At 41.1% G+C, this 23,474-nt stretch carries 26 protein-coding genes and 1 pseudogene; 11 read left to right on the forward strand and 16 right to left on the reverse strand.

The genetic code is table 11. From position 1 onward, the window contains the following. Positions 1-68 precede the first annotated feature (68 nt). A complete protein-coding gene (locus OCU77_RS18960) occupies positions 69-785 on the forward strand; it encodes a class I SAM-dependent methyltransferase (protein WP_107302642.1) in 717 nt (238 codons plus the stop codon). A 178-nt stretch (positions 786-963) separates the two neighbouring features. On the opposite strand, the gene OCU77_RS18965 is transcribed toward OCU77_RS18960, so the two are convergent. The 5 genes from OCU77_RS18965 to OCU77_RS18985 form a co-directional block, all read right to left on the reverse strand. After that, a complete protein-coding gene (locus tag OCU77_RS18965) occupies positions 964-1,296 on the reverse strand; it encodes a PBPRA1643 family SWIM/SEC-C metal-binding motif protein (protein WP_048897873.1) in 333 nt (110 codons plus the stop codon). Between the two features lie 170 nt (positions 1,297-1,466). Then, positions 1,467-1,790 (reverse strand): YdbL family protein, encoded by a 324-nt coding sequence (locus OCU77_RS18970; protein ID WP_107302641.1) that lies wholly within the window; start codon positions 1,788-1,790, stop codon positions 1,467-1,469. A gap of 18 nt (positions 1,791-1,808) precedes the next feature. Continuing rightward, positions 1,809-2,027: a YnbE family lipoprotein gene (locus tag OCU77_RS18975; protein ID WP_048897874.1), complete on the reverse strand. Its 219-nt coding sequence runs from the start codon at positions 2,025-2,027 to the stop codon at positions 1,809-1,811. A gap of 47 nt (positions 2,028-2,074) precedes the next feature. Beyond that, a complete protein-coding gene (locus tag OCU77_RS18980) occupies positions 2,075-5,413 on the reverse strand; it encodes a YdbH domain-containing protein (RefSeq protein WP_048897875.1) in 3,339 nt (1,112 codons plus the stop codon). A 353-nt stretch (positions 5,414-5,766) separates the two neighbouring features. Continuing rightward, the gene (locus tag OCU77_RS18985; protein ID WP_048897876.1) at positions 5,767-6,096 is read right to left on the reverse strand and encodes a hypothetical protein; all 330 of its coding nucleotides are present in this window, start codon (positions 6,094-6,096) and stop codon (positions 5,767-5,769) included. Positions 6,097-6,539: 443 nt separating this feature from the next. Between OCU77_RS18985 and OCU77_RS18990 the strand changes: the two genes are divergently transcribed. Then, the gene (locus OCU77_RS18990; protein WP_048897877.1) at positions 6,540-7,424 is read left to right on the forward strand and encodes a LysR family transcriptional regulator; all 885 of its coding nucleotides are present in this window, start codon (positions 6,540-6,542) and stop codon (positions 7,422-7,424) included. 79 nt (positions 7,425-7,503) lie between these two features. Here the strand turns inward: OCU77_RS18990 and OCU77_RS18995 are convergent, their stop codons facing one another. Next, positions 7,504-10,236 (reverse strand): bifunctional acetate--CoA ligase family protein/GNAT family N-acetyltransferase, encoded by a 2,733-nt coding sequence (locus OCU77_RS18995; RefSeq protein WP_107302640.1) that lies wholly within the window; start codon positions 10,234-10,236, stop codon positions 7,504-7,506. A 166-nt stretch (positions 10,237-10,402) separates the two neighbouring features. Continuing rightward, positions 10,403-10,912 (reverse strand): DUF2301 domain-containing membrane protein, encoded by a 510-nt coding sequence (locus OCU77_RS19000; protein WP_048897878.1) that lies wholly within the window; start codon positions 10,910-10,912, stop codon positions 10,403-10,405. 169 nt (positions 10,913-11,081) lie between these two features. Between OCU77_RS19000 and OCU77_RS19005 the strand changes: the two genes are divergently transcribed. From OCU77_RS19005 to OCU77_RS19020, 4 genes are all read left to right on the forward strand, one after another. After that, on the forward strand, positions 11,082-11,594 hold the full coding sequence (locus OCU77_RS19005; RefSeq protein WP_048897879.1) for an SPOR domain-containing protein: 513 nt from the start codon (positions 11,082-11,084) through the stop codon (positions 11,592-11,594). Positions 11,595-11,934: 340 nt separating this feature from the next. Next, positions 11,935-12,927 carry a D-alanine--D-alanine ligase gene (locus tag OCU77_RS19010; RefSeq protein WP_048897880.1) on the forward strand — a complete coding sequence of 331 codons (993 nt, stop codon included), beginning with the start codon at positions 11,935-11,937 and terminating at the stop codon, positions 12,925-12,927. An 86-nt stretch (positions 12,928-13,013) separates the two neighbouring features. Continuing rightward, positions 13,014-13,190: a YhfG family protein gene (locus OCU77_RS19015; protein ID WP_160314698.1), complete on the forward strand. Its 177-nt coding sequence runs from the start codon at positions 13,014-13,016 to the stop codon at positions 13,188-13,190. Beyond that, on the forward strand, positions 13,180-13,818 hold the full coding sequence (locus OCU77_RS19020) for a putative adenosine monophosphate-protein transferase Fic (RefSeq protein WP_048897881.1): 639 nt from the start codon (positions 13,180-13,182) through the stop codon (positions 13,816-13,818). The genes OCU77_RS19015 and OCU77_RS19020 overlap by 11 nt, the downstream gene beginning before the upstream one ends. Before the next feature lie 17 nt (positions 13,819-13,835). Here the strand turns inward: OCU77_RS19020 and OCU77_RS19025 are convergent, their stop codons facing one another. Continuing rightward, positions 13,836-14,777 (reverse strand): tyrosine-type recombinase/integrase, encoded by a 942-nt coding sequence (locus OCU77_RS19025; protein ID WP_107302638.1) that lies wholly within the window; start codon positions 14,775-14,777, stop codon positions 13,836-13,838. 274 nt (positions 14,778-15,051) lie between these two features. On the opposite strand from OCU77_RS19025, the gene OCU77_RS19030 reads away from it, so the two are divergent. Continuing rightward, positions 15,052-15,420, forward strand: a complete 369-nt coding sequence (locus OCU77_RS19030) for a DUF3319 domain-containing protein (protein WP_048897883.1) — start codon at positions 15,052-15,054, stop codon at positions 15,418-15,420. Between the two features lie 41 nt (positions 15,421-15,461). Here OCU77_RS19030 and OCU77_RS19035 read toward each other — a convergent pair whose 3' ends face one another. Together OCU77_RS19035 and OCU77_RS19040 are read right to left on the reverse strand one after the other, a co-directional pair. Next, positions 15,462-15,977: an ATP-dependent zinc protease family protein gene (locus OCU77_RS19035; protein ID WP_107302637.1), complete on the reverse strand. Its 516-nt coding sequence runs from the start codon at positions 15,975-15,977 to the stop codon at positions 15,462-15,464. Positions 15,978-16,090: 113 nt separating this feature from the next. Then, on the reverse strand, positions 16,091-16,687 hold the full coding sequence (locus OCU77_RS19040; protein ID WP_048897884.1) for an HAD family hydrolase: 597 nt from the start codon (positions 16,685-16,687) through the stop codon (positions 16,091-16,093). A 120-nt stretch (positions 16,688-16,807) separates the two neighbouring features. Between OCU77_RS19040 and yciH the strand changes: the two genes are divergently transcribed. Continuing rightward, positions 16,808-17,131: a stress response translation initiation inhibitor YciH gene (yciH, locus tag OCU77_RS19045; RefSeq protein ID WP_048897885.1), complete on the forward strand. Its 324-nt coding sequence runs from the start codon at positions 16,808-16,810 to the stop codon at positions 17,129-17,131. 82 nt (positions 17,132-17,213) lie between these two features. On the opposite strand, the gene OCU77_RS19050 is transcribed toward yciH, so the two are convergent. Together OCU77_RS19050 and OCU77_RS19055 are read right to left on the reverse strand one after the other, a co-directional pair. Further along, complete coding sequence (locus tag OCU77_RS19050; RefSeq protein WP_239685880.1) at positions 17,214-17,537, reverse strand: bactofilin family protein; 324 nt, start codon at positions 17,535-17,537, stop codon at positions 17,214-17,216. A 14-nt stretch (positions 17,538-17,551) separates the two neighbouring features. After that, complete coding sequence (locus OCU77_RS19055; protein ID WP_048897886.1) at positions 17,552-18,502, reverse strand: M23 family metallopeptidase; 951 nt, start codon at positions 18,500-18,502, stop codon at positions 17,552-17,554. Between the two features lie 952 nt (positions 18,503-19,454). Between OCU77_RS19055 and OCU77_RS19060 the strand changes: the two are divergent. After that, a pseudogene (locus OCU77_RS19060) lies at positions 19,455-19,939 on the forward strand (phage protein). A 123-nt stretch (positions 19,940-20,062) separates the two neighbouring features. Here the strand turns inward: OCU77_RS19060 and OCU77_RS19065 are convergent. The 3 genes from OCU77_RS19065 to OCU77_RS19075 form a co-directional block, all read right to left on the reverse strand. Beyond that, a complete protein-coding gene (locus OCU77_RS19065) occupies positions 20,063-20,554 on the reverse strand; it encodes a hypothetical protein (protein ID WP_048897887.1) in 492 nt (163 codons plus the stop codon). A gap of 174 nt (positions 20,555-20,728) precedes the next feature. Next, a complete protein-coding gene (locus OCU77_RS19070; protein ID WP_048897888.1) occupies positions 20,729-21,319 on the reverse strand; it encodes a hypothetical protein in 591 nt (196 codons plus the stop codon). Between the two features lie 113 nt (positions 21,320-21,432). Beyond that, a complete protein-coding gene (locus OCU77_RS19075; RefSeq protein WP_160314699.1) occupies positions 21,433-21,576 on the reverse strand; it encodes a hypothetical protein in 144 nt (47 codons plus the stop codon). A 232-nt stretch (positions 21,577-21,808) separates the two neighbouring features. Between OCU77_RS19075 and OCU77_RS19080 the strand changes: the two genes are divergently transcribed. Together OCU77_RS19080 and OCU77_RS19085 are read left to right on the forward strand one after the other, a co-directional pair. Next, positions 21,809-22,084 carry a type II toxin-antitoxin system TacA family antitoxin gene (locus OCU77_RS19080; RefSeq protein WP_048897889.1) on the forward strand — a complete coding sequence of 92 codons (276 nt, stop codon included), beginning with the start codon at positions 21,809-21,811 and terminating at the stop codon, positions 22,082-22,084. After that, positions 22,081-22,578 (forward strand): GNAT family N-acetyltransferase, encoded by a 498-nt coding sequence (locus OCU77_RS19085; RefSeq protein ID WP_048897890.1) that lies wholly within the window; start codon positions 22,081-22,083, stop codon positions 22,576-22,578. Before OCU77_RS19080 ends, OCU77_RS19085 begins: the two co-directional genes overlap by 4 nt. Positions 22,579-22,949: 371 nt before the next feature. On the opposite strand, the gene OCU77_RS19090 is transcribed toward OCU77_RS19085, so the two are convergent. After that, positions 22,950-23,198, reverse strand: coding sequence for a DUF3297 family protein (locus tag OCU77_RS19090; RefSeq protein ID WP_048897891.1), 249 nt, complete (start codon positions 23,196-23,198; stop codon positions 22,950-22,952). Positions 23,199-23,474 lie beyond the last annotated feature (276 nt).

Here is a 23,474-nt window from a genome sequence, read left to right on the forward strand (position 1 = left end):
TGCAAAGTAAGCTGTTTGGTTCCACCTGCTGAGCTTAACCATTTATTTAATTCTATCTTAGGCTATGTATGAAATCTGAACTGTATTCAAAGCATGCTGAAAAGTACGATGCTGCTGTTCAAAATAATATCTATAACGCGCATTTAGAGCGCCCATCGCTGCAAGCTATGCTGGGCGAATTAACAGACTGCAATATTCTTGATTTAGGGTGCGGTACTGGCGTATATACCGAATACTTGTTCAAGCAAGGTGCATCAACAGTGACGTGTATTGATTACTCGCAAGATATGATCAACTTGGTGACGAATAAGTTGGGTACGCTATTTGGCAACCGTATCACGGCATATGCCCATGATCTTACAAAGGGGTTACCGAACGAAGCACCTAACAGTTTTGATGTGATTATTTGCCCATTAGTACTGCATTATATTGAAGATCTGTCGTTTGTATTTGAAGAGATCCATCGTGTCTTAAAAGTGGGTGGTTATATGGTGTTTTCAACTCATCATCCATTTGCTGATTTTGAATGCAGTTTATCGGGTAATTATTTTGAACGTGAACGCATCACTGAAACATGGAATACTGTAGGCGAGCCTGTTGAGGTAACTTTCTATCGCCGCTCCCTTACAGAAATCATGACAGCGATAACATCGAATGGCTTAGCTGTGACTGAGATTACGGAAGGCAAGGTTGATGAAAAAGCCAAAGTCATTGATGAAAAAACCTATGAGCATCTTTCGAAAAATCCGAATTTCATTTTTGTTAAGTGTCAGAAAATGGCTTAGCGACTAGACTCAGTTATTTGATTAAATGACTTATTAAATCATACGCTAACATCGAGCAGCTTGAGATAATGTTTAGTCCTAAAATTAAGTATAAAAAAAGCTGCACGATTAATGTGCAGCTTTTTTGATGAACGATGAGCGCTTTATCTCGGTAAATCGATTCGTTCTAAGTCCCGTGCTATGCACAACACTTTTTGTATTTTTTACCGCTACCACAAGAACATGGGTCGTTACGGTTAGGCGTTTTTTCAAACGTGGTCGTTGTTGGTTTGTTTAATAGACCATTTAACTCTACCAGGTTTTCTTCTTTATCTGCTGAAACTTCGATGTTTGCCACAAGTGCGTTGTCAGCCAAAATCGCCATGATTTCTTCTTTTTTCTCTTCGTTGTTTACGATCAGAGTCAGTGGCTGGTCCTCGGTACCTAATTTAGCACTACGTTTAGTATTGAATCCGTAGCTTTCGTGCTTAGGCTTTTTCTCGATACGGCCTTTATAGAAGAATTTAGACATTGCAGTCACCTGTAACAAAGTAAAGAAGCAGGGGTTATACAGCAAAATCGACATTCAATAAAACCCTTTTAGCAATATTGGTTTATTTAAGTCATTCTTGGGTGAATAAAGCAGATACTGTGAAAGAACAGGTGAGTAAGTGGTAGGTCGTGTTCAGGGTTAAGTTGCGATTACTTTTTTACCCATTTACCCGCACTATTTTGGTAGTAATGACCAGGGCGTGTTTTATCCACTGCCTTTTTATAGGCGAGTCGACCCACTTCAGAGGGGCTAAGACCATGAGAGACAGAGATACGTTTGTAACTGGCTTTACGTTGCTGGTTAACGGTTGCAACAAGCTTTCTTACTTCAGATGAAGGAGAAGAGGTAATAGGCGCAACAAAACCGCTATTGGTTTCACCCACGAGGCCTTGATCTTTGGCGTCCTGTAATTCGAGCGCAAAGGCCTGAGCTGATATCAAAAAAGCGAATAGAAAGATTAGGTATTTTTTCATGGCATTCTCCCTGCCGAACTAGAATACATCGTCATCGCTGAATAAGTCATCTATTTCCTTGTCGACTTTGATCCTAATCTCATGTTCAATTTTGACATTCAGGTTAACTTCTATCGGTTTGTCTGATGCTGCAACCTGTACGGTTGGTGTGCATCCCATCATTCCTAACGTAGCACCAATAAAGAGTACGGCGAGGAGTGTGAGTGAGAATGAAAATTTAAGCTGTATGATATCCATTGGTTACGACCTTTAACTACATGTGCGCATAAATTAATCAAAGAGATCTACTCATTCAAACCAAGCTGCTTTAAAAAAAGACTTTCCAGTTGCGACGAGTTAATCGCGTTTATAGTTTTGAGTAACGCTGGAATGTCATCTTGCACATTCAGATTTAGGTGTACAGGGCGTCCATTTTGAAAACTAGGATTAAAGCCCTTAAATCGTGAACTTGCATTTAATTGACCGTCTTTAGAATAGTCTAGATCAATCGCCAGTGAGTGGTAGTTATAATTTTTGAGAATCTTACCAACGACCAATATACTATTTTCACCCGCGGCTTCGACATTCTGATCAATCGCCGATCCTTCTAAATACCGTAAGATCCCGCCTGGGTATCGCGAATGTAAGTGTCCCGACTTGATCGAGGGGGCGCCATCTTCAATCGCAAGTGGGATCACACCATCAACAATACCTGTTAGCTCTATGTCTTCTTGTTCCAGCAATTGGATAAGTGCTGCAAGATCGAGACCATGTACTCGAATGTTTTGCGGGGGTACATTAAGTAGGCTGGAGCTGGTTGCATTATGTAGACTGATCTTGCCGCCTAATACGTCCGCATGAACGCGTTGTAGCTGATAGCGCTGCTGGTGGGTATCAAATTCAAAGTTAGCTGCAATATCTTCAAACAATGCGCCAGCATGGAAAAGTTCAGCATGGATGCTAATAGGGTGCCGCGATTTAATCCCTTTTGGTGTAATGTCTGTCGTGATGGAGGTATTCACATTGCCAAATCGAAAGCCATACAATTCTCCTGTCAGCTGGTTGCTGAATAAACCCATTCGGCCATAAAGATTGTTACCACGTAACGTCAAGTGACCATCGTAACTGATACTACCTTGGGTAAAATCGTAGTCGAGAGGAAATTGGGGGAAGTAGTATTTCTTCAATGTTTTCTTGCTGTTAAATGTTATTTCATTACGGTGTAACTTTATAGTGGTCTGTTCGTGCTTGGGTTGATGGCGAACCGTGTATTTAGCGAGTCTTGCTTGTTTCCAATTATCTAACTCGCCGTCAAAGTGCCAATTTTCAGGGGTTAAAGCGAGCTTACCTTTCGTTGAGAACTTAGGAAAACGTTGGTTGTTTTGTTTTAAGTGAGTCGCTAAGTCATAGCGTGTAGAGAGCGCAAACGTCTTACCCAGAGTGAAGTTGAGCCCTTGTAAAACTAATTCTGTTTTTGCTTCGTATTTCTGAACGGGTAGTAGAGCGCGTTTTACTTGATGTGTTTGATGGATAGGTTGGCCATCTTGATCTCTGATTGTTTGCTCACCGAAGAGATTGGTATTGAGTGTGATCAGAGAGTTTTCCGGTAGCAGTAGCCGACTATAAGTGTTTTCTGCAGTTTTACTCATGGTTAAACGGTCAATTTGCAACGCAGTTTGCTGAGCATTTAGCAAGTTGAGGTGTTTACCGAGTAGGCGTTCTTCAAGGCTAATAGTGTCGATATTTAGCTGAAGCTGGCTCAGTATTAACCCGTAAGCCTGCGTTGACCATGAAAACTGATAGTCAGCTTGAGCCGTTAATTCGTTTAGTTTAATACCTTTGAGTGGTAAAAATTGGGCTATTTTACTGCTGGCTTTTCCACTTAAGTGACATTGTAACTCTGGGTTCTGGCATGTTAAATCATCGATAAGTAAAGATATTTTGTCACCCCATAGCGTTGACAGTGCAATCTTTTCTTCATCATCTTCAAGGCTGAGTTTTAGCACTCGATTACGGTAATGCGCTTTGAGATTGAGTACGCCATCGGTGCTCAATGTAATCGTCTCTACATTAGTTGATGCAGGCTGATCACTAATGTGTTTACCTGGCAGTGCAAATTGGTTGAGTTTTACATTAAGTGTCGAAGGGAGCTGTACGGCCAGTTTGTAATAAGCATCGATTAGCCGCCTATCAACAACTTGATTATATTTGGTGCTCGCCACCCTTGATGCTGTGACAGTGATTGGGGCATTTAGCTCTGCGCTGGGGAGATGAGTCAGCGCAAAACGACTCATTATGTCCTTGGTATTCTTAAAGTTCGCTTGGCAAAAGAGCATCTGTGGTAAGGGGTCGATAAACTCTATTTCGGCCTTACAATCTAATGTATTGCCTTTTGGGCCTTTAATTAGCCCGCTAAAGTTCGCTTCTTTATCATTTTTGTGTTTGAGCAGAACTTTCAAATCATAGGGGTCAGGCCCGAGAACTTTTCCTTCCATTCTAAATCTTGCTTGTCTGTCTTCACGTTCATCACGCGCGCGCGGTGTTTTGAGCACGACTTTGGCATCACGTATAAGATCGCCATAGATTAAGTGATTCACTTTAAGCACGTTCAGTGGCAGGGTTGCAAGGCTTGCGATGGTTTCACCAAGATGCAGGCCTTGATGGTCTGGGTCACTACGTTGAATGAAATTAGGCAATACTTTAGGGTGCCCGAGATGAATGTTTTCAGCTTGTAGTTTGATAGATTGTGCGGGTTGTTCAATATCCATCTCAAAATGGAGCTCAGTAAGCTGCTGTGGCACTTCTGGCGGTAACATCTCCCATTGGGGGGTTAGCTTGTTCACGCTGATAGAGAGCGGTATAGCGTCATCCTGCCATGATATTGAAAAATTGCCCTTAGCAAGTTGAGTTGGATAAATAGGCGTGCTTTGTTGTTGTTTTTGTTGATGAGTGGGAGCCGGTGTTGAACGAGCCACGCTATGGCTGGATTTGTTTATGTGGCTGTTTTGCTTTTTACTTTCCGTTGCCAGCTTATTCAAAATGGCAGGAATAAATAGATTGAGTTGCCCGCCTTCGACAATACCTGAAATGGCCACATAAGGCTTAGTGGCTATCACTAAGTGTATGTTGTTCAGCTCTTGGTGTTGAATACGAGGCTGTGCCAAAGGGAGGTTTATTTGCACGCTGAGTGAATCTGAGCTCGCACTGAATACGTAGGGATTCGAAAGATCGGTAAAGTTAAGTGCAGTATTACTGAGTAAGAAGTACGGAAAATCATAACCAATTTCCTTCAAATAGGCTTGTACCTCGCTAGGTAAGAATACTTCCGTTGTTGTTGCTGAAATGCGCCATGAAGCTGAAGAGATCGCACTCTGATCGTCAAAATATTTATCAATCGTTAATTGATGTGCATTGATCTTGGTGTCGCTGATATCAATAGATACATGATCGATTTGGATCTGTGGGAATAAGCGAATACCAGAGATCGCATTAATGACGATCCCTTTACTGGCAAGCCACATTGGAATCCCAACGGCAAGGATCAAGATGGCACAGCACAAAACAAATAGTAGCTTACGTATAAAGCGAAATCGCTTAATAGGCTTCAGTGGTGGATCGGCGATAGGTTTTACATCCTCGTTCACACGTATGCTCTTTATGCTAAAACACTTCTTAAAGCATATAGCTATTCTGCACTAACAGCATAATTATAAAGGTGTATTGATGATGAGATTTCAGAGGGTAAATAAAAGGGATAAAGGCGAGTAAAGAAGCCTTTTTTATAGCTGGGTGAATGTAGAAAAGTCGGTGGAAATACTGATGCTCGCTTGGGAGAAGGTCAGTAATATACAGATAAAAAAATTCTCACCGCAGGCATTAGACAGGACAATCGCCTTTGGTGAGAGATTCCATGTTGTAGCTAGTATTTCTTATTATTAGAATTTGATAAATCGGCAAAGCCGTAAAATAGTGTCAGTAGTGCTTTGTTGCTTATGCGTTAACCTGCTAGTACAGGTTCGCAAAGAATCATATCCATTGGTGCAGATTTGGCTGTTTGGGCATTGACATGCTCAAGCGCGCTTTGAATTGCTTCTTCAGCAAGTAATTCATCATGCTGTTCTAGGGCACTTAATGCATTGGTTAAAAGCTGCTCTATCACATCAACATGATGTTTTGCGCATTCGAGTTGTGAATACTGTAATTTTGAGCATTCTGCTAGCTCTGGATTCGGTATCAGATAGGGATTCGAATGTGACTTATCTTGAAGATCGATCGTTTGCTTACACTGTTCAAGAACCTGAGTAAGATCGCTCGTTAAGTGTTTCATGAATATCCTTATTGTGAGTACCTTTGATTAAAAACGCCTTATAAATTTCAAGGCGTTTCGCGTTTCAATTCATCCATGTGATTGATGTAATTACTATATATAATATTTATCATACAAAACTTAACCCAGATCAAGTAATTGAATATTCCTTTATTTTGAATATTTACGCGATTTTGGTGGGAAATAAGTATAGGGAAATTGAAATTACGAATGCATTTGTTTGCGTATCAATAGCGAAGTAATGTTCTGCTTTATATGACTGGTTTTATTCGTATTTTTGCGTAAATTATCATCTTGGTTAAAAATATCTCGGGGATATATCATTATTAATGACTAAATAGTCAGTTTTGTGAGTATGTTAAATTAGGCTTCTATAGGGAAATAAAGAAAAGCAGGGTATGATATTTGATTAGAGGCTTTGCGACGCATAACAGGGAGTTGCAGTGAATAAGTTATTATCATTTGAGGCTTTATTGGTATTAGACGCCATAGATCGGCGTGGAAGTTTTGCTGCTGCGTCTGAAGAATTGGGTCGTGCTCCTTCATCTTTAAGTTATCAAGTCCAAAAATTAGAGCAAGATTTAGATCTCGTTATCTTTGATCGTTCTGGTCATCGGGCGGCATTTACCAAAGCGGGTAAGTTGTTATTAGAGCGAGGTAGACAACTTTTACAAGCGGCTGATGAAATGGTGGCAGATGCCAGTGCATTAGCGCACGGTTGGGAGCTTGATATTACTATTGCTTACGACGGTTTAATTTCCTTTGCTGATATGTTGCCTTTAGTTGATGGTTTGGCCAAGAAAAGTAAAACACGGCTGCGATTTCAAGAAGAGATTCTTGCGGGGTGTTGGGAAGCACTCGCGCAAGACAGGGCCGATTTAGTCATCGCGCCAGCCCCAACCGTTGCTCCACCAGAAGTGAAGATTGAACCGTTAGGAAAATTAACGGGGTATTGGGTTGCTCATCCCGACCATCCGATTCTGCAGCATGACGATCCACTTGATCCGTTAGTTCGCTTACAATATCGCGTGATAGCTGTCGCGGATACCGCTCGTAATATGCCGCCTATTTCACACAATATATTAGATGATCAGCCGCTACTGACGGTGAGCACTATGCACGATAAGCTGGTGGCATTAAAAGCGGGTGTGGGCATTGGGACATTGTCATCCCAATACGCTGAAGACGCAATTGCACGCGGTGAGCTGGTACGCATTAACGCAGATATAGCTCATGAACTTGATGTTGTTTTAGCGTGGAACCGCAATACCATGGGTAAAGCAAAAACCTGGTGCATTCAACAACTAAAGCAGCAGTGGAAGGAGTAGTTCTGATAATGTTCACTTCGCACTAGAGGGTGAAAAATGAACATTTGAGTGGGGGCTTTAGCTTAGCGTACTTTGTTTATTATTCATTGTTCAATGCTAACAACATTTCCACCACGCCATCTTCCATTTGAATGTCGACATGAAAGCCGACCTTTTGTGCCAACATGATCATGCCGCGGTTAGAAGGCATGGTCATTCCCGTCATTCGCTGTAATCCACGTTTATGGCAGTAATCGATTATTTTCTCCATTAAAATTCGTCCTAAGCCAACGCCTTTTAGATCTGAACGGACAAGAATTGCAAATTCTGCTTCTTCATTATTGGGATCAGATAATGCCCGTGTCACACCTATAATTACTTCGTCATCTTTACCTTCGCTATTTTTTTCTTTTGTGGTTGCCACAAACGCCATTTCGCGGTCGTAATCAATTTGGGTGAAGTTTGCTAATGCTTCATGATTAAATTCGCCCACATCAGAGAAGAAGCGTCGATACAAGTCATCTACCGATACCTTTGAGATAAACGAAGCATGTTTAGGTTCATCTTCTGGCAAGATAGGACGCAGCAAAATCGAACGGCCATCTTTCAGTTCGACAGTTTGCTCGTGCTCTTTTGGGTAAGGCCGAATAGCCAGTCGTGCTTGTTTATCGCCAGTGAAGGGTTTGATTGTCATAGAGGCGTCAATCACTGTCAGTTCTTCACCTGATGCTAATAGAGGGTGAATATCAAGCTCTGCAATTTCAGGGCAATCAATAATGAGCTGTGATATTTGCACCAAGAGTTTACATAAGGCAGGAATGTCTAATTGCTCGGGTAGGCGACGCTGGCGGATTTTGCCTGTCTTAATGGCATTGATCACCATGTAACGCGCAAGCGCCATGTTTAATGGTGGAATGGCAACGGCGGCATCTTTATGGATGTCCCATTCAGCGGCATCTTCACCTAATAAAATGACGGGACCAAAAATCGCATCGTGGTGAACCGCTATTCTGAGTTCTTGAGCCCCTGAACGGTTAGCCATTTGCTGTACTAGTAATCCATCAATTCGGGCGCTTGGGTAGTTGAGCGAAACACGATCTAAAATAGCCTGCGCACCATTTGCTACTTCAGCCGCTGTGCGTAAATGTAGCATGACGCCATGCACTTCCGATTTATGGCGAATATCAGGTGAACGTAATTTTACGGCGACAGGGTAGCCAATTTGCTCGGCAATATGGGCAGCTTCAGCTGGATCACTTGCAATCCAAGTGGGCAGTGTATTAAAGCCATAGCTTTCCAGTAGCGGCCTGACATCATGGGTTTCTAATTGGTGGACATTTTGGGCAAGTAGCTCCTTTAGCATGGCATTCACCAGCTTAGGGCTAGCGTTTGTCTCACCAAAAGAGACTGGGGTTTCAATTAGCTGTTTTTGGTTTCTGCGGTATTCCACCAAATGCATGAAAGCCGAAACGGCACTTTCTGGGGTGCGATAAGCTGGGTAACCCGCATCAGCAAAGATCTGTCTTGCGCTTGTCGCTTCATTTTCTCCAGCCCAGTTTGTCAGAATATTAAATTTTCTGGTTCTTGGGTGTGATTGCAGCAGGTGAACGAGGCGTTTGGCTGTTTCGTTGCCATCAGCAATGGCTGATGGAGAATGCATCAAAAGCAGCGCATCGAAGTCATCGGAATCAAGCAGGATTCTTACTGCTTTTTCGTATCGTTCAATATCGGCATCGCCAATAATGTCGATAGGGTTTGAGTGTGACCAGCAAGACGGCAAAATATTAGAAAGCTGATTGATTGTGTCTTCACTCAGTGTGGCGAGTTTTCCACCACGATCAGATAAGGCATCCACTGCCATAATGGCAGGGCCACCGCCATTGGTCAGTATTGCTAATCGCTCACCGCGCAGTGGGACTGAGTGCGCTAATGTTTCGACAGCAGCAAACAATTCATGGGTGTTGTGAACACGAAGCATCCCTGAGCGCCGAATGGCTGCATCATAAACAGCATCAAGCCCGCCATCGCCCCCCGTATGAATTTGTGCCGCCATGCTGCCTGCTTGCGTCCGACCACTTTTCACTACCAGTATACGGCGATTTCGCGCCGCAGCTCGTGCAGCAGACATGAATCGCCGAGCATCTTTCACCGAATCGACATACAGCAAAATCGCTTCGGTTTTGCTATCACGACAAAGTGTATCAAGTAGCTCTGCGAAGTTAATGTCGCAGGCATCACCAAGTGATAAAAAGGTAGAGAATCCAATTTTCTTGTTTTTTGCCCAATCTAAAATGGTGGTACAAACCGCGGCAGATTGAGAGATAAAAGCGATATTACCTTTATTGGCAGGAATAGGTGAAAACGAGGCATTCAAATTGAGCCAAGGTAATATGAGTCCCATGCTGTTAGGGCCGACAATTCGCATACCGTAGTGTTGAGCTATGGCGAACATCCGTGATTCTTCTGACTCGATAGCTTGATTATTTTCAGCGTCTACATCTGATACGGTATGCTGTGGCAAATTGTTCATGCCGGCCGCAAGCACGATTGCGACTTTTACACCTTTCTTGCCGAGTTCCTCAATAATAGCGACATTACGGTGAGCATTAGTGCAGAGAATAGCGAGATCGGGTGTTCTGGGTAGGCTTTGAATTGTTGGGTAGGCTAATACACCCGCTACTGCGTCATATTTAGGGGTGACAGGCATGATAGGGCCATGAAAGTGACCAGATAATAAGTTACGAATAACAACATTGCCCGTTCTATGAGGGCTATCAGATGCGCCGATTACAGCAATGGATTTAGGTTTGAGTAACTTATCGAGTCCGTTCATTTTTCTCTCCACCGTCATCTTATCTTACTGATTCTAGCGGATATGGCTGCGAGTTTCTGTCTATTGGTTTTGGGGTGTGATCAGACGCGATATTGCGCGTTTATAAAAGTGAGCGATGACGTAAGAAGTACAAGCATCCTTGCTAGTACATTAGAAAATAGAGTTGCTATATTTGGTAACGGCTCTTATCACCAATATCGAAATGAAGTGGCATACGCCATTTAGCAACGGCTGCTACAGCCAACAAAATAGCACCTGCCATACTAAACAAGATACTAATTTGTTGCTGATTGAACACCAGACAAAACCAGAAGCCTGCTAAAACAAGAGGAGTTGCAAGGAGTACTTTTAACTGAAAACAGAAATATTCTTTTACTGCCAGTGCGCTGAATGCAAACAGAGCAGCTCCAAGAGCGAGCGGTTGCCATAGGCCTGCTAATAACCAAATGACGGCAAACATACCACTACCTTGAATGAGCCAGCGAAAACGTTTGTCGTAAATGTGCACAGTTGATGAAGCAATTAATGCGGCAGCGACAAGTGCTGTTGTTGCGGTTTGCGCCTCCCATGCGATGATTGAAAGCGTCGCAGCTGCCACGGTTAATGCAGAACGATACAGAAGAACAGTAATAATATCGATAATGTCTAATTGACTTTTAATATGTGGATCTGCCATTTAGCACTCCAAAGAAATGTTATTGAGAAAAATAAAGATAACGAGGGGATTCTACTACTAATTCCTGTGACAGAGGGCAGATAGTTATTGATCTTGCGTAACGTTTTGCTTGATCGGTATAGGAAGTCGCGTCAGAATAATTGCAGAAATTTTCAGTGGTAGGATAACAATGAAAAAAATCGCCGTTTTAGCTGTAGCAACGGCACTTGTCGGGTGTGCGTCAAATACAGAGTCATTAGAGATTGTCAGTTCAACTTCTCAAGAAGTGTATTCAGCAGAACAAATTGCTGCCATGCAAGGTGAAGAAACAGCACAGAACGTTACAACAACGGAAGTTAGTCACGAAACACAAGTCGAACCTAAAACAGAAACTAAACCTACATATCAATATGTAGAAGCGGCGAAAGAGGGTTACACCATTCAAGTTTTAGCCCTGAGTCATAACCAAGGCTTTACGACTTACATGAATAAATTGCCGTCAAATCAACCTGTATGGACAAATAAGAAAGTGCTTGATGGTTTGCCTTGGTACACTTTGCTATTTGGCCAATATGAAACACGCGAACAAGCAAAGCGTGCATTGAATGCATTACCACAAGACATTAAAAATTACGGACCATTCATTCGTAAAATTGATGATATTAAAGCTTCATCAAATCCTAAGTTAACGAAGTTGAACTAAAAACAATTTCGCAAAGGGCATAGCATTATAAGAAGAGAGCATCGCGCTCTCTTTTTTATTTTACAAGCCTTACTAAACCAACGATTGATTGAGTGTGGGCCTGCCATGTTTAAGTTTCATCTCTAAATGAAGACTTTTTAAGCAGATAACACCGCTGAGTAATCAATTATTGTGGTTTTTACACGTAACCCGATCGAGATGCTGCCATCAATGGGGGTTTTTGATTACTATTGGGTATAAATGGGGTTGGTGTCTCTCTACTTTGTATTCTTACGCCAGTCCAAATATGATTAATTTGGTAAACACTCGGTTACCAATTGAAGTACCACAAGGGACGATAATGAAAGCTATCCACGTTTTACTACTGTGCGGCGGTGGTTCTGCTGAACACGAAGTATCAATTATTTCTGCTAATTATATTGAGCAAACGCTAAAGCAGATTGATGGAATCAACTACTCGCGTGTAGAAATGAAGAGTGACGGTTGGTTTTTAGAAGATGGTACATCATGTCAGCTTAATCTAGATCGTACTTTACAATGTGGCGATGAAAAACAAACAATTGATTATGTAGTGCCTTGCGTACATGGTTTTCCTGGTGAGACTGGTGATCTTCAGTCATTTTTAGACATGGCAAAACTGCCATACCTAGGTTGTGGTGCAGAAGCGAGCACGAATTGCTTCAATAAAATTACCACTAAACTGTGGTTTGACGCGCTAGATATTCCTAATACACCGTATCTATTTCTAAGTGAAAATAACGCAGAAGCGCATGAGAGTGCGAAAGTAGCGCTTGATAAGTGGGGGAAAGTGTTCGTTAAGGCGGCATGTCAGGGGTCATCAGTGGGCTGTTACAGCGTCACGAATGAGTCTGAATTAACTGATGCTGTAAACAACGCATTTACTTATTCAGATCAGGTTTTGATTGAAAAAACGATTAAACCTCGTGAATTAGAAATTGCTGCGTTTGAATATGACGGTGAATTGATCATTACTAAACCGGGTGAGGTTGCAGCACCTGAAGATGGCTTCTACTCATACGATGAAAAATACGGCGCGGGCAGTCACTCCCAAACGACCGTTGAAGCTGATAATCTAACTGAACAGCAAGTAGAAGATATTCGTAGTTTTGCACGCAAAGCCTTTGTGCAAATGAAGCTGAAAGATCTTTCTCGCATTGACTTCTTCCTAAGCGATGAAGGAGAAATTTTACTTAATGAAATCAATACCTTTCCTGGTATGACACCGATTTCCATGTTCCCTAAAATGTTAGAACACAGCGGTAAAACGTTTGTTGGTTTCTTAGAGCAAGCGGTAAAACGTGCTGTAAAATAAAACCTAGAATTGTAAAAACGCCAGTGATTTACTGGCGTTTTTAGTGATAGCTGTAATAATTCGGATAGATGCATAGAGGTAGCGCTATGCTAGATGATGAGAAAAAACGATCGCGCTTTAAACAGCTGCAGGCGCGAAATTATCGGGCAAGTCTTCAGCTGGAAGGGTTTGAGTTGGGTTTACCTGATCAAAAACAAACGGGCACTAAAGCGATAAGTGAAGTTGAAAAAATTCAGCGTTTAAGAAAAGAGTATGCGAGATAAATATGGCGTCACGCACGACCCTGACTGTTATCCTCATTCATCAGTTTTAATCAATAAACTGGGCATTACTGATGATGAACAACTCGCTTTAGCAGAGCGTGATTTTACGCGTGTACGTGCTGAGCATTTTGAACCTGATTTCTCCCAATTAAACTTCGAATATCTGCTCCAAATCCACCACATTTTATTTCAAGATTTATACTCATGGGCCGGTCAGGCACGGCATGTTGATATTACAAAAGGTGAAACGCGTTTTTGTCATTTTATGAATATAGAACGTGAAGCACTGCGTTTGTTTAATGAGCTTGAAAAAGAAAACCACCTTGTTGGCCTGTCGCTTTCGGCATTTATTGAGCGTATTGCACATTACTATTGTGAGCTTAATGTTGTTCACCCGTTCAGAGAAGGAAACGGGCGTGTACAGCGTATATTTTTTGAAATTCTCGCCATTAATGCTGGTTACGAGATTTGCTGGGAGGGTATCACTCTAACAGATTGGGTGGATGCCAATATCGCAGGTTATTTTGGTGATTTAGCACCATTAATTAGGCTTTTTCAGCAAATTACAGCCCCTATAAATTGTAATACAGGTTATAGGGAACACTGGAGTGATAGTCCACATGAATAGGTAGGGTATTGATTTAACTAGTCATTATCCCATGGTGTGTCTTTCTTAAATTTATCCATCTCTTTATCTCTCTTACTGTTCTGCCCTATATATTGAGCAGGCATCGCTGGGCTTTTCCAACGCCCCTGCGATTGTATTTCGTTAAGCGTTGCTCCTTCATTCGCGAGATCTTGAGCGGCTCCAACGCGTGGTGACTGCCCCGAAAATATCACTTTGCTTGAAACCCCTAATTCATCACCTGCACGGCGAAACACACGGTAAATAGAGGAGTGGTCGAGCGGCTTTTCGCCAATATTACCATGGCGATCTATGCGCCTGAACACGTATCCATCGGCTATTAACCCTTCGCTTAACCAACGAGTAAATGCTGTGGATGTGACTTCACTTAGGTTAAGTTGTTTATTGTCTAATTGGATGGTTACGAAACCATCGTCATCGATTTTTACATCATCAACGCAAATATTACTCAACTCACTACGTTTTAATAAACCATCAAAAGCGACCGTCCAAATAGCAAGATCACGAATATCTTTGATGTTGGGGGAGGATTCAAAAGCGAGTAAAAGGCGAGAAATGTGGTCTGCGTGCAAGCCTTCTGCTTGCTTACTATCATCTTGTTTTTCCTCGTGATAGCCTTGCATCAATAAGCGTATTTGAGTATGGGAGCATGGATCTGTCAAGGCGAGGGTTCTATGCACTAATCGAATCGTTATTATGTAGCGTTTTAAGCTAGCGAGCTTACGTGTTGGCGCCATGCTTGCGATAAAGCGTTCAACAGTTTGTACTTTTGCTGGTAAAGGGGAGGCTTGAATGTTTTGGCAATAGCAAACAAAGGCATTCCAGTCGGTATTAAATGCAACTAAGGTCCGGTGAGCATAACGTTTTTCCGTCATAGTCTGCCAATAGGCAATATCTGTTACTTCTTTAGAGAAGTGATTAATCAATTCTTTTCTATCCATTACTAACAAACAACCTCTAATGCACTATAACTTCATATAGTGTATGCTATTTGAACGTTTAATCCATACAAACATCAACTAATTCAAAAAAACTCAATAAAGTGCCCATTTAGCTTTCAGAATGCTGTACACAAATGGACGATAGTGCTTCAATTAAGCGTGTATACACTGTTGTATAAAAGCATTTATATGTTAAATAATGTTACTCAATGTGTAGTCTGCGCTTATGCGTAAGCGTGCTTTTGTGATTAGTTAATCATGTGGAAGAGCTTCTATGAAAAAACGGCTGTTATACCGTGGTTATCATCTAGAAAATGCATCCGGCGATCTAGATGATTGGAAAGTAACCATCAACGGTAAAATACTCGCTGGCAAAGTTACATTAGTGAAAAAAAGCATTGATTGGTGGTGTGATATGAAGACGATCATGTCACCTGCAAGTTTTGCTCAACAAGAAACAGCACAACGAAATACCCAGCAAAAATCAGAAGACTATAAAGGGTTTAAGTTGATGAATGACAGCGGTAAGCCGAATGAGTGGTACGTATTATTACGTGGCCAATTACTAAAAGGCTCACCGGCAGCAATAAAAAAGCATCTTGATATGGTGCTAGCAAAACTTGCTGCTCAACAGAAAAAATAAAACGCCCAGTTGGGCGTTTCTTTTTTGGCTTTTACCGATGCTTAATCGTCATCATCAGACTTTTCAACATCAACCAGGTAGTTGCCTTCTAGCCAGTTGCGTCCAATCAATAGCTTGTAATCAAGTTTGCTACGATCTCGTAAATTTACTGCGACAGTTTTATGCTCACCGTTCCAGCCTAAATCCATCTTAACGGCATAACGTCTTTCTACACCTTGGGCATTTCGGATTTTACTTACTTTAACAATCTTGCCTTTGTAACGTGCTTCTTCGCCTTTTTCGTTTAAAGTCGTGAACTCTACGGTTTCACCAAGGTGATCGCGCATGTCATCACTGTCGCTGTCTTTTCCTGTTACTTTAATATCAACAGCATGAATAGATGTCGTTTTTGCACCGGTATCTATACGCGCTTTGTAATCGAGGTTTAGCTCGTGAACGCGAATCGTCTCTACTTGACCAACGATAGATTTACCATCTTGCATTTTTGCTGAAGCAATAGATGGCAGTGCGGTGCATATTGCCGCAAATAAAATTGCTGGTATTGCCAATTTTTTCACAGAATCTCCTGATGATTAGTTATTATTATTTAATAAATATAGCCAATTGAACATCATTAACAGGCTTAGTATCACTATTCTTAATCAATCGAGCTGAATATGCCATTAACCAGCTAAAGTTTGTCCATAATTTGACGTATACATGCTTCACTTGGTAAAAATTGTATCGCTTCAAAGCCAAGTTCACGCGCGCATTCAACGTTTTGCTTGTTGTCATCAATGAATAGGCACTCGCTGGGGCTCAGTTGATAACGTTGGCAAAGCAATTCGAATATCTCTGGTTCTGGCTTAATTAATAGTTCGTTTGCCGATACTATGCCTCCCTTGAATTCACGAATGAACGCATGCTTGTCGTTCAAGGTTTCAAAAAAGGCATTGCTCATATTGGTTAAGTAATAAAGCGGGTAGTTTAATGCTAATAAGTGTTCTACTAAGTTAGCGGAAACATCGATAAGTGTGAGTTGGTTTTGAACATGCTCAAAGAAATCTTCCATTCTTGATTCAGGAAACCCAACACGGGCAGAGAATTTAGGAATTACTTCAGCCATTAGCATTGTGCCACGGTCGAGTGATAGCCAATCAGCATGACCAAGCACATTGGTAAGTAGTTGCTCTTGCTCATAATCTGATGAGGTGAATTCAGTCACAATTTTGTTCGGATTCCAATCAAACAACACTGCACCAAAGTCAAAAACGACATTCCGAATCATAAGAGTTTCCGATCAACGAGTATTTATTGATAATATGACCCAACAACGATTGTGCAAGTGAGATTAGTGAAGTTAATACTGAACTCACAAAACCCAGTAAATTCATGAGATTGTTACATAATGAGTGATAACAGCCGATTAGTGTTTTCTACAGAAACAGGCCGCATTAAAGAAGAAAAAGAAAAACCATCTCGACCACAGGGTGATGGTGTTGTCAGAATCCAGCGTCAAACAAAAGGCCGTAAAGGCAAGGGCGTATGTATTGTGACTGGGCTAGATATGGAAGACCCACAATTGAAACTACTTGCTGCAGAGCTTAAGAAAGTGTGTGGCTGTGGTGGCGCAGTAAAAGATGGCAACATCGAGATCCAGGGCGATAAACGCGATGTGATTAAAGCGACCCTTGAAAAAAAAGGTCATACTGTAAAACTTGCTGGCGGTTAAGCCCAAGTCGATATGCTAAAAAGAAAGCTCACAGTATTGTGAGCTTTTTACTGTTAACGTTCAAAGAGAGACTAAATGCGATTTATTCGTTAACGGCTTTGTGCTCTGATTTCATTTTTTTCGCTGTGGCTTTTTCTTTTGGCTCAAGTGTTACGACTTGTTCTTTTTCTGCTGGGTAAGTGCTTCCTAAGAAACTACCACCGCGCTCAATACTCAGATCATCACAGTAAATCGTACCTGTTACTTTACCTTTATCCAGAATTTCGATGGCGTTTGCATAGCAGGTTCCTTCAATAAGACCATTTACTATGATCTTATCGGCATATATATCACCTTTTAAGCGACCAGAGTCGCTAACGACTAGTGTTTTTTCTAAACGCAATTTACCTTCAACAATACCATCCACTTGAATGTCACATGCTAGCTGGAGCTCTCCAGTGATGTTACAACCTTTTGCGATGACAGTTGTAGTTGAGAGCTGACTCGTTGCTCCACTTTGTTTATTAAAGATACCCATTTTATTTTTCTCTCTTTTTCGAAAATATGTTCAAAATTGTCCATGCTCCAATCAACAAAGGGGCGAGGGTTTAATGGCCTACCGACAAAACGAATTTCGTAATGCAAATGAGGTCCAGACGACAAGCCTGAGTTGCCTGAATAGCCAATCAATTCACCTTTATCTACAAAGTCACCACTGCGAACGGCGAACTTTTTAAGGTGAGAGTAAGATGACGTAATGCCAAATGAATGTTGAAGCCTTATAAAGTTGCCAGAACCTTTATTACTTGGCCTAACTGTCTCAACAACACCGTCAGCAGGGGCATAGATTGGTGTTCCTATGTTTACGGCAAAATCCAGTCCAGCGTGTAGTCGTATTTTTCCAGTTACTGGATGCTTCCGCTTACCAAACTGTGATGATTGGCGAGCATTCTTAACAGGTGCACCGTTCGGGAGACTTTCTAACACTGCAACCCTAACTGCGGAATTGATTGCAGCAACGTCTAAACGTGATTCGATTGGATCATGATTGTTAGCATTAACACCCAGTAAGTTTTCTAACTCACCTAAACGATCGGATACAGAGGAAAGCTTGGATTCTCTCTCATCAAGATCATGCTCAAGGTCATCTTTAAGCTGGTTAAGCGCATCCAATTCTTCATTTAAGGTGTAAGAGCGTCTTTCTAGCTCTTCCTGCTTGCCTTTCGCAAAATCAACTTCATTCACGAGATAGAATATTGAACCTAGCGTAAGTAATGAAACTGCAGCAGTTGCAATCACGGCATAACGAACGCGTTTCTGCGCTTTCATCCCCAAATGAAAATGTTTAGAACCGTTAACTGTTGATACTGAAATAATAATCCGATTCTTCATGGGGCGTCTTTATCTAAAAATCTCTTGATAGAGAAGCGACCACTATGAGGGGCAACTTAAATATAACTTTATGATAGAGCCGAGCGAGATATGAGCCAAACTCCGACATTCGTTGCCCAGAAGCTATAAAACCTGGGACTGGCATTATTTTGCAGCTAACGCCATGCAAGTTTTTCACGACTTGGCGTTATTGCAGAGCAATACCAAGATTCATTTTATGAATTATGGGAAAAGGATCGTGATTTGGCTTTATCGGTGACAATCAATATTACTGGTATTCAACTATTAGCAATGACCACGAATTAAAAGCAAAGTTAGAAAGTAGTGTGACTTGTTTTGCTCATAATGCTGTATTTGGATTAATGCCTGATAAGTTAGTAAGTCAGCAAGCAAAAGATTGCTGAATACTAACTTAAGCTCTGTAAGCAAGCGAGAAGCCAATGAGCTGGTAGCTCTAATAAACACTTATATTGAAGCACCATGCAAACTGAATATTTGCAGCAGTACTTAAACATAGGTGTTTATTACCTATTTTATGGTAAATGCGCAATACGGTTAAATGCAGCGAACTAGATAGCTATTAATTAGATTAAAGAGCAGAAAAGAGAGCAGAGACAAATCGGGTGTGAAATTATACCTACCTCAAATTCACATTTAACATAACTTACATAATGCGCACTGAGAGTGGTATTTTTTTAACATACCTGGATGCATTCTGAGTTAATGACGAAACCTATGATTTCAATACGTAAAAATCCTTTGGAAACAATTATCTATATAACATATTTGTGGTTTTATCAGTTTGTTGCTGTGGTTATCTTGCCTGCGCTTGATAAGTTTGTGCTTTGGTTCGATATCTAGTTTTGTTAATGACAATCGGTTTTAACTATCACCACATACTTTATCAATCGAAAAATAAAATCAAACTTAGATATTTTTTGCGAGGTACATCATGCTCCACGAATCGTTTGTTAAGCTGTTTTGGCGTTGTTTCGATGATATTCACCAAGGCGCGGCATGGTTTCATGTTCAGCCCGTCACGGTAAAACGTTGGTTATCTGGCTGGATGGACGTTAATCCGATGGCTGAAAAACTGCTGTTGATTCGCGTTCGTGGCTATTTGCCCGTCTAGTATTAAGAGATTTGACCCACTGGACGGGATTTCGTGTTGATGAGGAGCGCTGTGTGATTATCACGCCCGAAGGTCGAATGTTCAGCCCCAAAGAGCTGGATTCGATGGCGTTACGGTTTGATGAGTATCATCAGTTAAAGCGTATGTACGAGCTGGACTACATACCCGTGCGATCCAATGTGGTGACGCCGTTACCGTTTCGTGGTGGCCGCCGCATTAAACAGCCACAAAGTGACACGGTAACTAAAGAGAAAAAGAAGATGTATCGCGAGAAAGCCAAGAAGCGTTTGCGTCAACTTCCCTAGCCTTTGTCATATATTGGGAGTAACTCTTAAATGCATATTATGTTTTGGACTTACCTCATGTAAGGGTTGCATCGGACTAAAAACCAAAACCGCCGAGCGTAAAGCGTCACCTTGATGTTTTTGTTATACGGCGGCTTCATTTTTTCTATATTCTTCTAAATCGTATACGATTTGAATAAACAGGTCAGCCAAACCACAACCATATTTTTCATTGGCGCTTTGAAGTGTATTACATTCTTCAAGTGCTTCGTGTAGTTGTTCTAGTCCACCTGTAATGTCACAAAAATTAGCCCTTAAATTGCTTATGAGGTTTAACAACTCACCTTTATTTGGTTCATATCCCAGCTCATTAGCAAACTTATTTCTCATTCTATTTATTTTTTGAAGACCGCTAGCTGTTCCATCGTCAATTAATTCAAGAGATTTCAAAAAATTGATTTTCCTACTATGTGTCAGAGACAGAAAATGTTCCTTCAGTTTTATATCATAGTTTGATGCTATTTTTTCAAGAAGTATTTCAATTACCAAATGTCCAATAAGAAAGCCACTCAGTAAATCTGAGTCATCTATTTTATGGAATAAAAAATCTTCGTATTTGTTGCCATAATCAGGCATGAACTACCTCTTACATATTTCGTGTAGTCTTAGGCGGTTGAGTGTTAACTCTTAGCCGTATAACGCCTTGTTAAGTTGCAGCTAACCGCCACGAGACCCAAGCAAAGCCACCGTAATCACTAAACTCAACCAAACCAAAAATGCCACAGGTTAGCTGTCAGCTTGAACAATTTGTTAGGTTTTGGACTTCAAGATTGCATGCAGTTCAATTACATACCTACAAACTACCGGCTCTAACCGCTCAAAAGAAGCAGTTAAGTCTGTTAACTCTTCACCACATTGACCATGTTCTGGATAATTTTCTGCTAACTGTTGACTAATTACACCCTCATGTTTAATTGCATTATTTATCAACCGTAACTCGTTTACTGCATCGAACTCCGGCAGATTTTTTACCTCTTGTGGCAATAATTTCAGTAGTACATCCCAATTAGAGGCTTTTCTTGCGCTATCTGTAAGATTGAAAAATCTAACCAGTTCTTTGTGCTTAAGTTCAACCTTCTTATAAAGAGCCAAAATGCACAACTCGCTAGCCAAGTCGACAACACTAAACATATAATTTGCATCATCTTCAATCCATGAGCTGTGCATATACTCATGCTCTTTTGACATAAACTGCATGTCGTCGTGTACAGCACGTGCTTGTTCAATTTTCGAAAACTCGTTGTCCACAGCACTGGAAAAAATTTTCCTAAAGGAGTGGATAGTCTCTGTATCTAGAGTGGACATATGCCGCTCAATCAAATCTTCAAAAGATAAACTCAACTTACTCTCCTTAAAAACCTAACATTAGCATTCACGTATGCTCTGCGTGAAACCAGCTTACTAAGCAACATAAGTTTACCATCGAATGAATGTTATCACAGTGACTTAATCAACTATTCAAGACGTGAAATTCGCTTATCATGGCTCTCTAACATCTTCTTTATCCAAGCAATATCCGTTTTCATGGCAATCCCAGTGCCAAAAGCAGAGCAGAAACCCGTGGCCGCAGCCACGAGTATGGTTTGATATAACTCCATACTCGTTACTCTCCTACTTTTTCTCGTTACGGAACATATCCCACAGGCCAACCGCGAACGATGCGACCAAAGGAAATTTGCGCCCGTGACTATGAGATTAAGAGCTAAAATGCCGTGCGGTTGCTCGTATTTATGCTTTGTTAACTACGTGCCAAAGTGTCACAAAAATTGCCAGTACCTAATAACCATGCGATACTTCACATGTGCCAGTTTGACACTTAAGGAGATAATTATGGCTACAGCTCTACCTCGTATCACTGCTCGTGTAGACATCGATACTCAAGAATTACTATCGCAGGCTGCTGCTATTGCCGGTATGTCTAGTATTAATTCCTTTGTTCTAAGTGCCGCAGTTGAAAAAGCAAAACAGATTATGGAACGTGAACGAGCACTCAAGCTCAGCCAACGCGATGCAATGATGCTTATGGATGCACTTGATGAACCTGCAAAACCTAACCTGCGTTTAAAGCAAGCAGCAGATCGTTACAAGGATAAGACACAGCAATGAAGACGGTACAGTTAAACAAAAACAAACACGACCGTCATCGCTTTGATTGTGGTATTGATGCTCTAAACAACTATCTGAAAATAATGGCTAGTCAGCAGGCCAAAAAAGACAACACGCGTACTTTTGTTCTTGAAGATACTAATTGCGCAGAACATGTTGTTGGCTACTACACGCTAACTATGACCCCCATTGATTTGACATTATTACCACTCAAATTATTAAAGAAACATCAGAATGCAAGCTCTGGTGGGCTAATTGCACGACTTGCTGTGGATCAACGATACAAAGGGAACGGCTATGGCGAATGGTTACTGATTGACGCATTGAAAAAGCTACTAATGGCAAGTGAAACTGTCGCTTTTCCTCTTGTTATCGTCGACGCAAAAGATGGTGCCGAATACTTTTACGAAAAATACGGTTTCACTGCTTTTCAAGATACAGAAAACAAACTTTTTATAACCATCTCTGATGTCCGAGCTAGCATTAGCGACTGATCATCACTTTTTACGGTTAACTCCTGCAATAAGCTCCCCCACGCTACACTAGCAAATAACACCAAACTTCATACTCAACATCGGCGAATATCCATTATTTCCTAACAGCAGTATTAAAGTTACGTGTTTAGTCATTCGCATTGATAACCTTGGGTCTGGTTGATTTAATTAAAACGAGAACAGTTTGGTAACCATCGTCATGATACCTAAATAGAAAATCAATTTATTTAAATGCATTGCATATAGAAACGAGTAACAGAAGCAGGAATTTGGTTACCAAGTGTAGCGGTATAACGTGAAGATATTTACGGTAGGATTATTTAAAAGAGCCCAAAGTGTTTAGGCTCTTGATCGGTAGGTATTAAAGCAACTTACTTGTAGAAAGCTTCAACAGTACCTTTTAGCTTAATTAGAATAGGTTGACCGCGGCGATCCAACGCTTTAGGTGATGGGATTTTTACCCAACCTTCACTAATACAGTATTCTTCTACGTCAAAACGCTCTTTGCCGTTCAGACGAATACCAATGTTGTGTTCAAAACACTCCGCCACATGGTGTGGGCTGCGAGGGTTACCTGATAGGTGATCAGGAAGAGTTGGTTGCGATTTAGCGTCGTTCATGTCCGTAACCTGTAATAAATAAAAAGCTCGCTATTGTAGACAATATAGTTGTAACGCTCAATAGTCGTTGTAATAAATACCCTATAAATACTGAGTGTTCATAATCATATGATTTTAAATAGATAATTGATGAAAAGTAATGAAATGCTCATCTATCAAAGTCGATGGCTGTTCCCTACTCGCTTCATTTTAGTCGACGATCAATTATGGTTTAAAAGCTAATATTAATGTAACTGTAAAGTAAATTGCTTAGGCTGCACTGATGCAGATGTGATC

This window comes from Photobacterium swingsii (assembly GCF_024346715.1).
In the GTDB taxonomy this organism is placed as follows: domain Bacteria; phylum Pseudomonadota; class Gammaproteobacteria; order Enterobacterales; family Vibrionaceae; genus Photobacterium; species Photobacterium swingsii.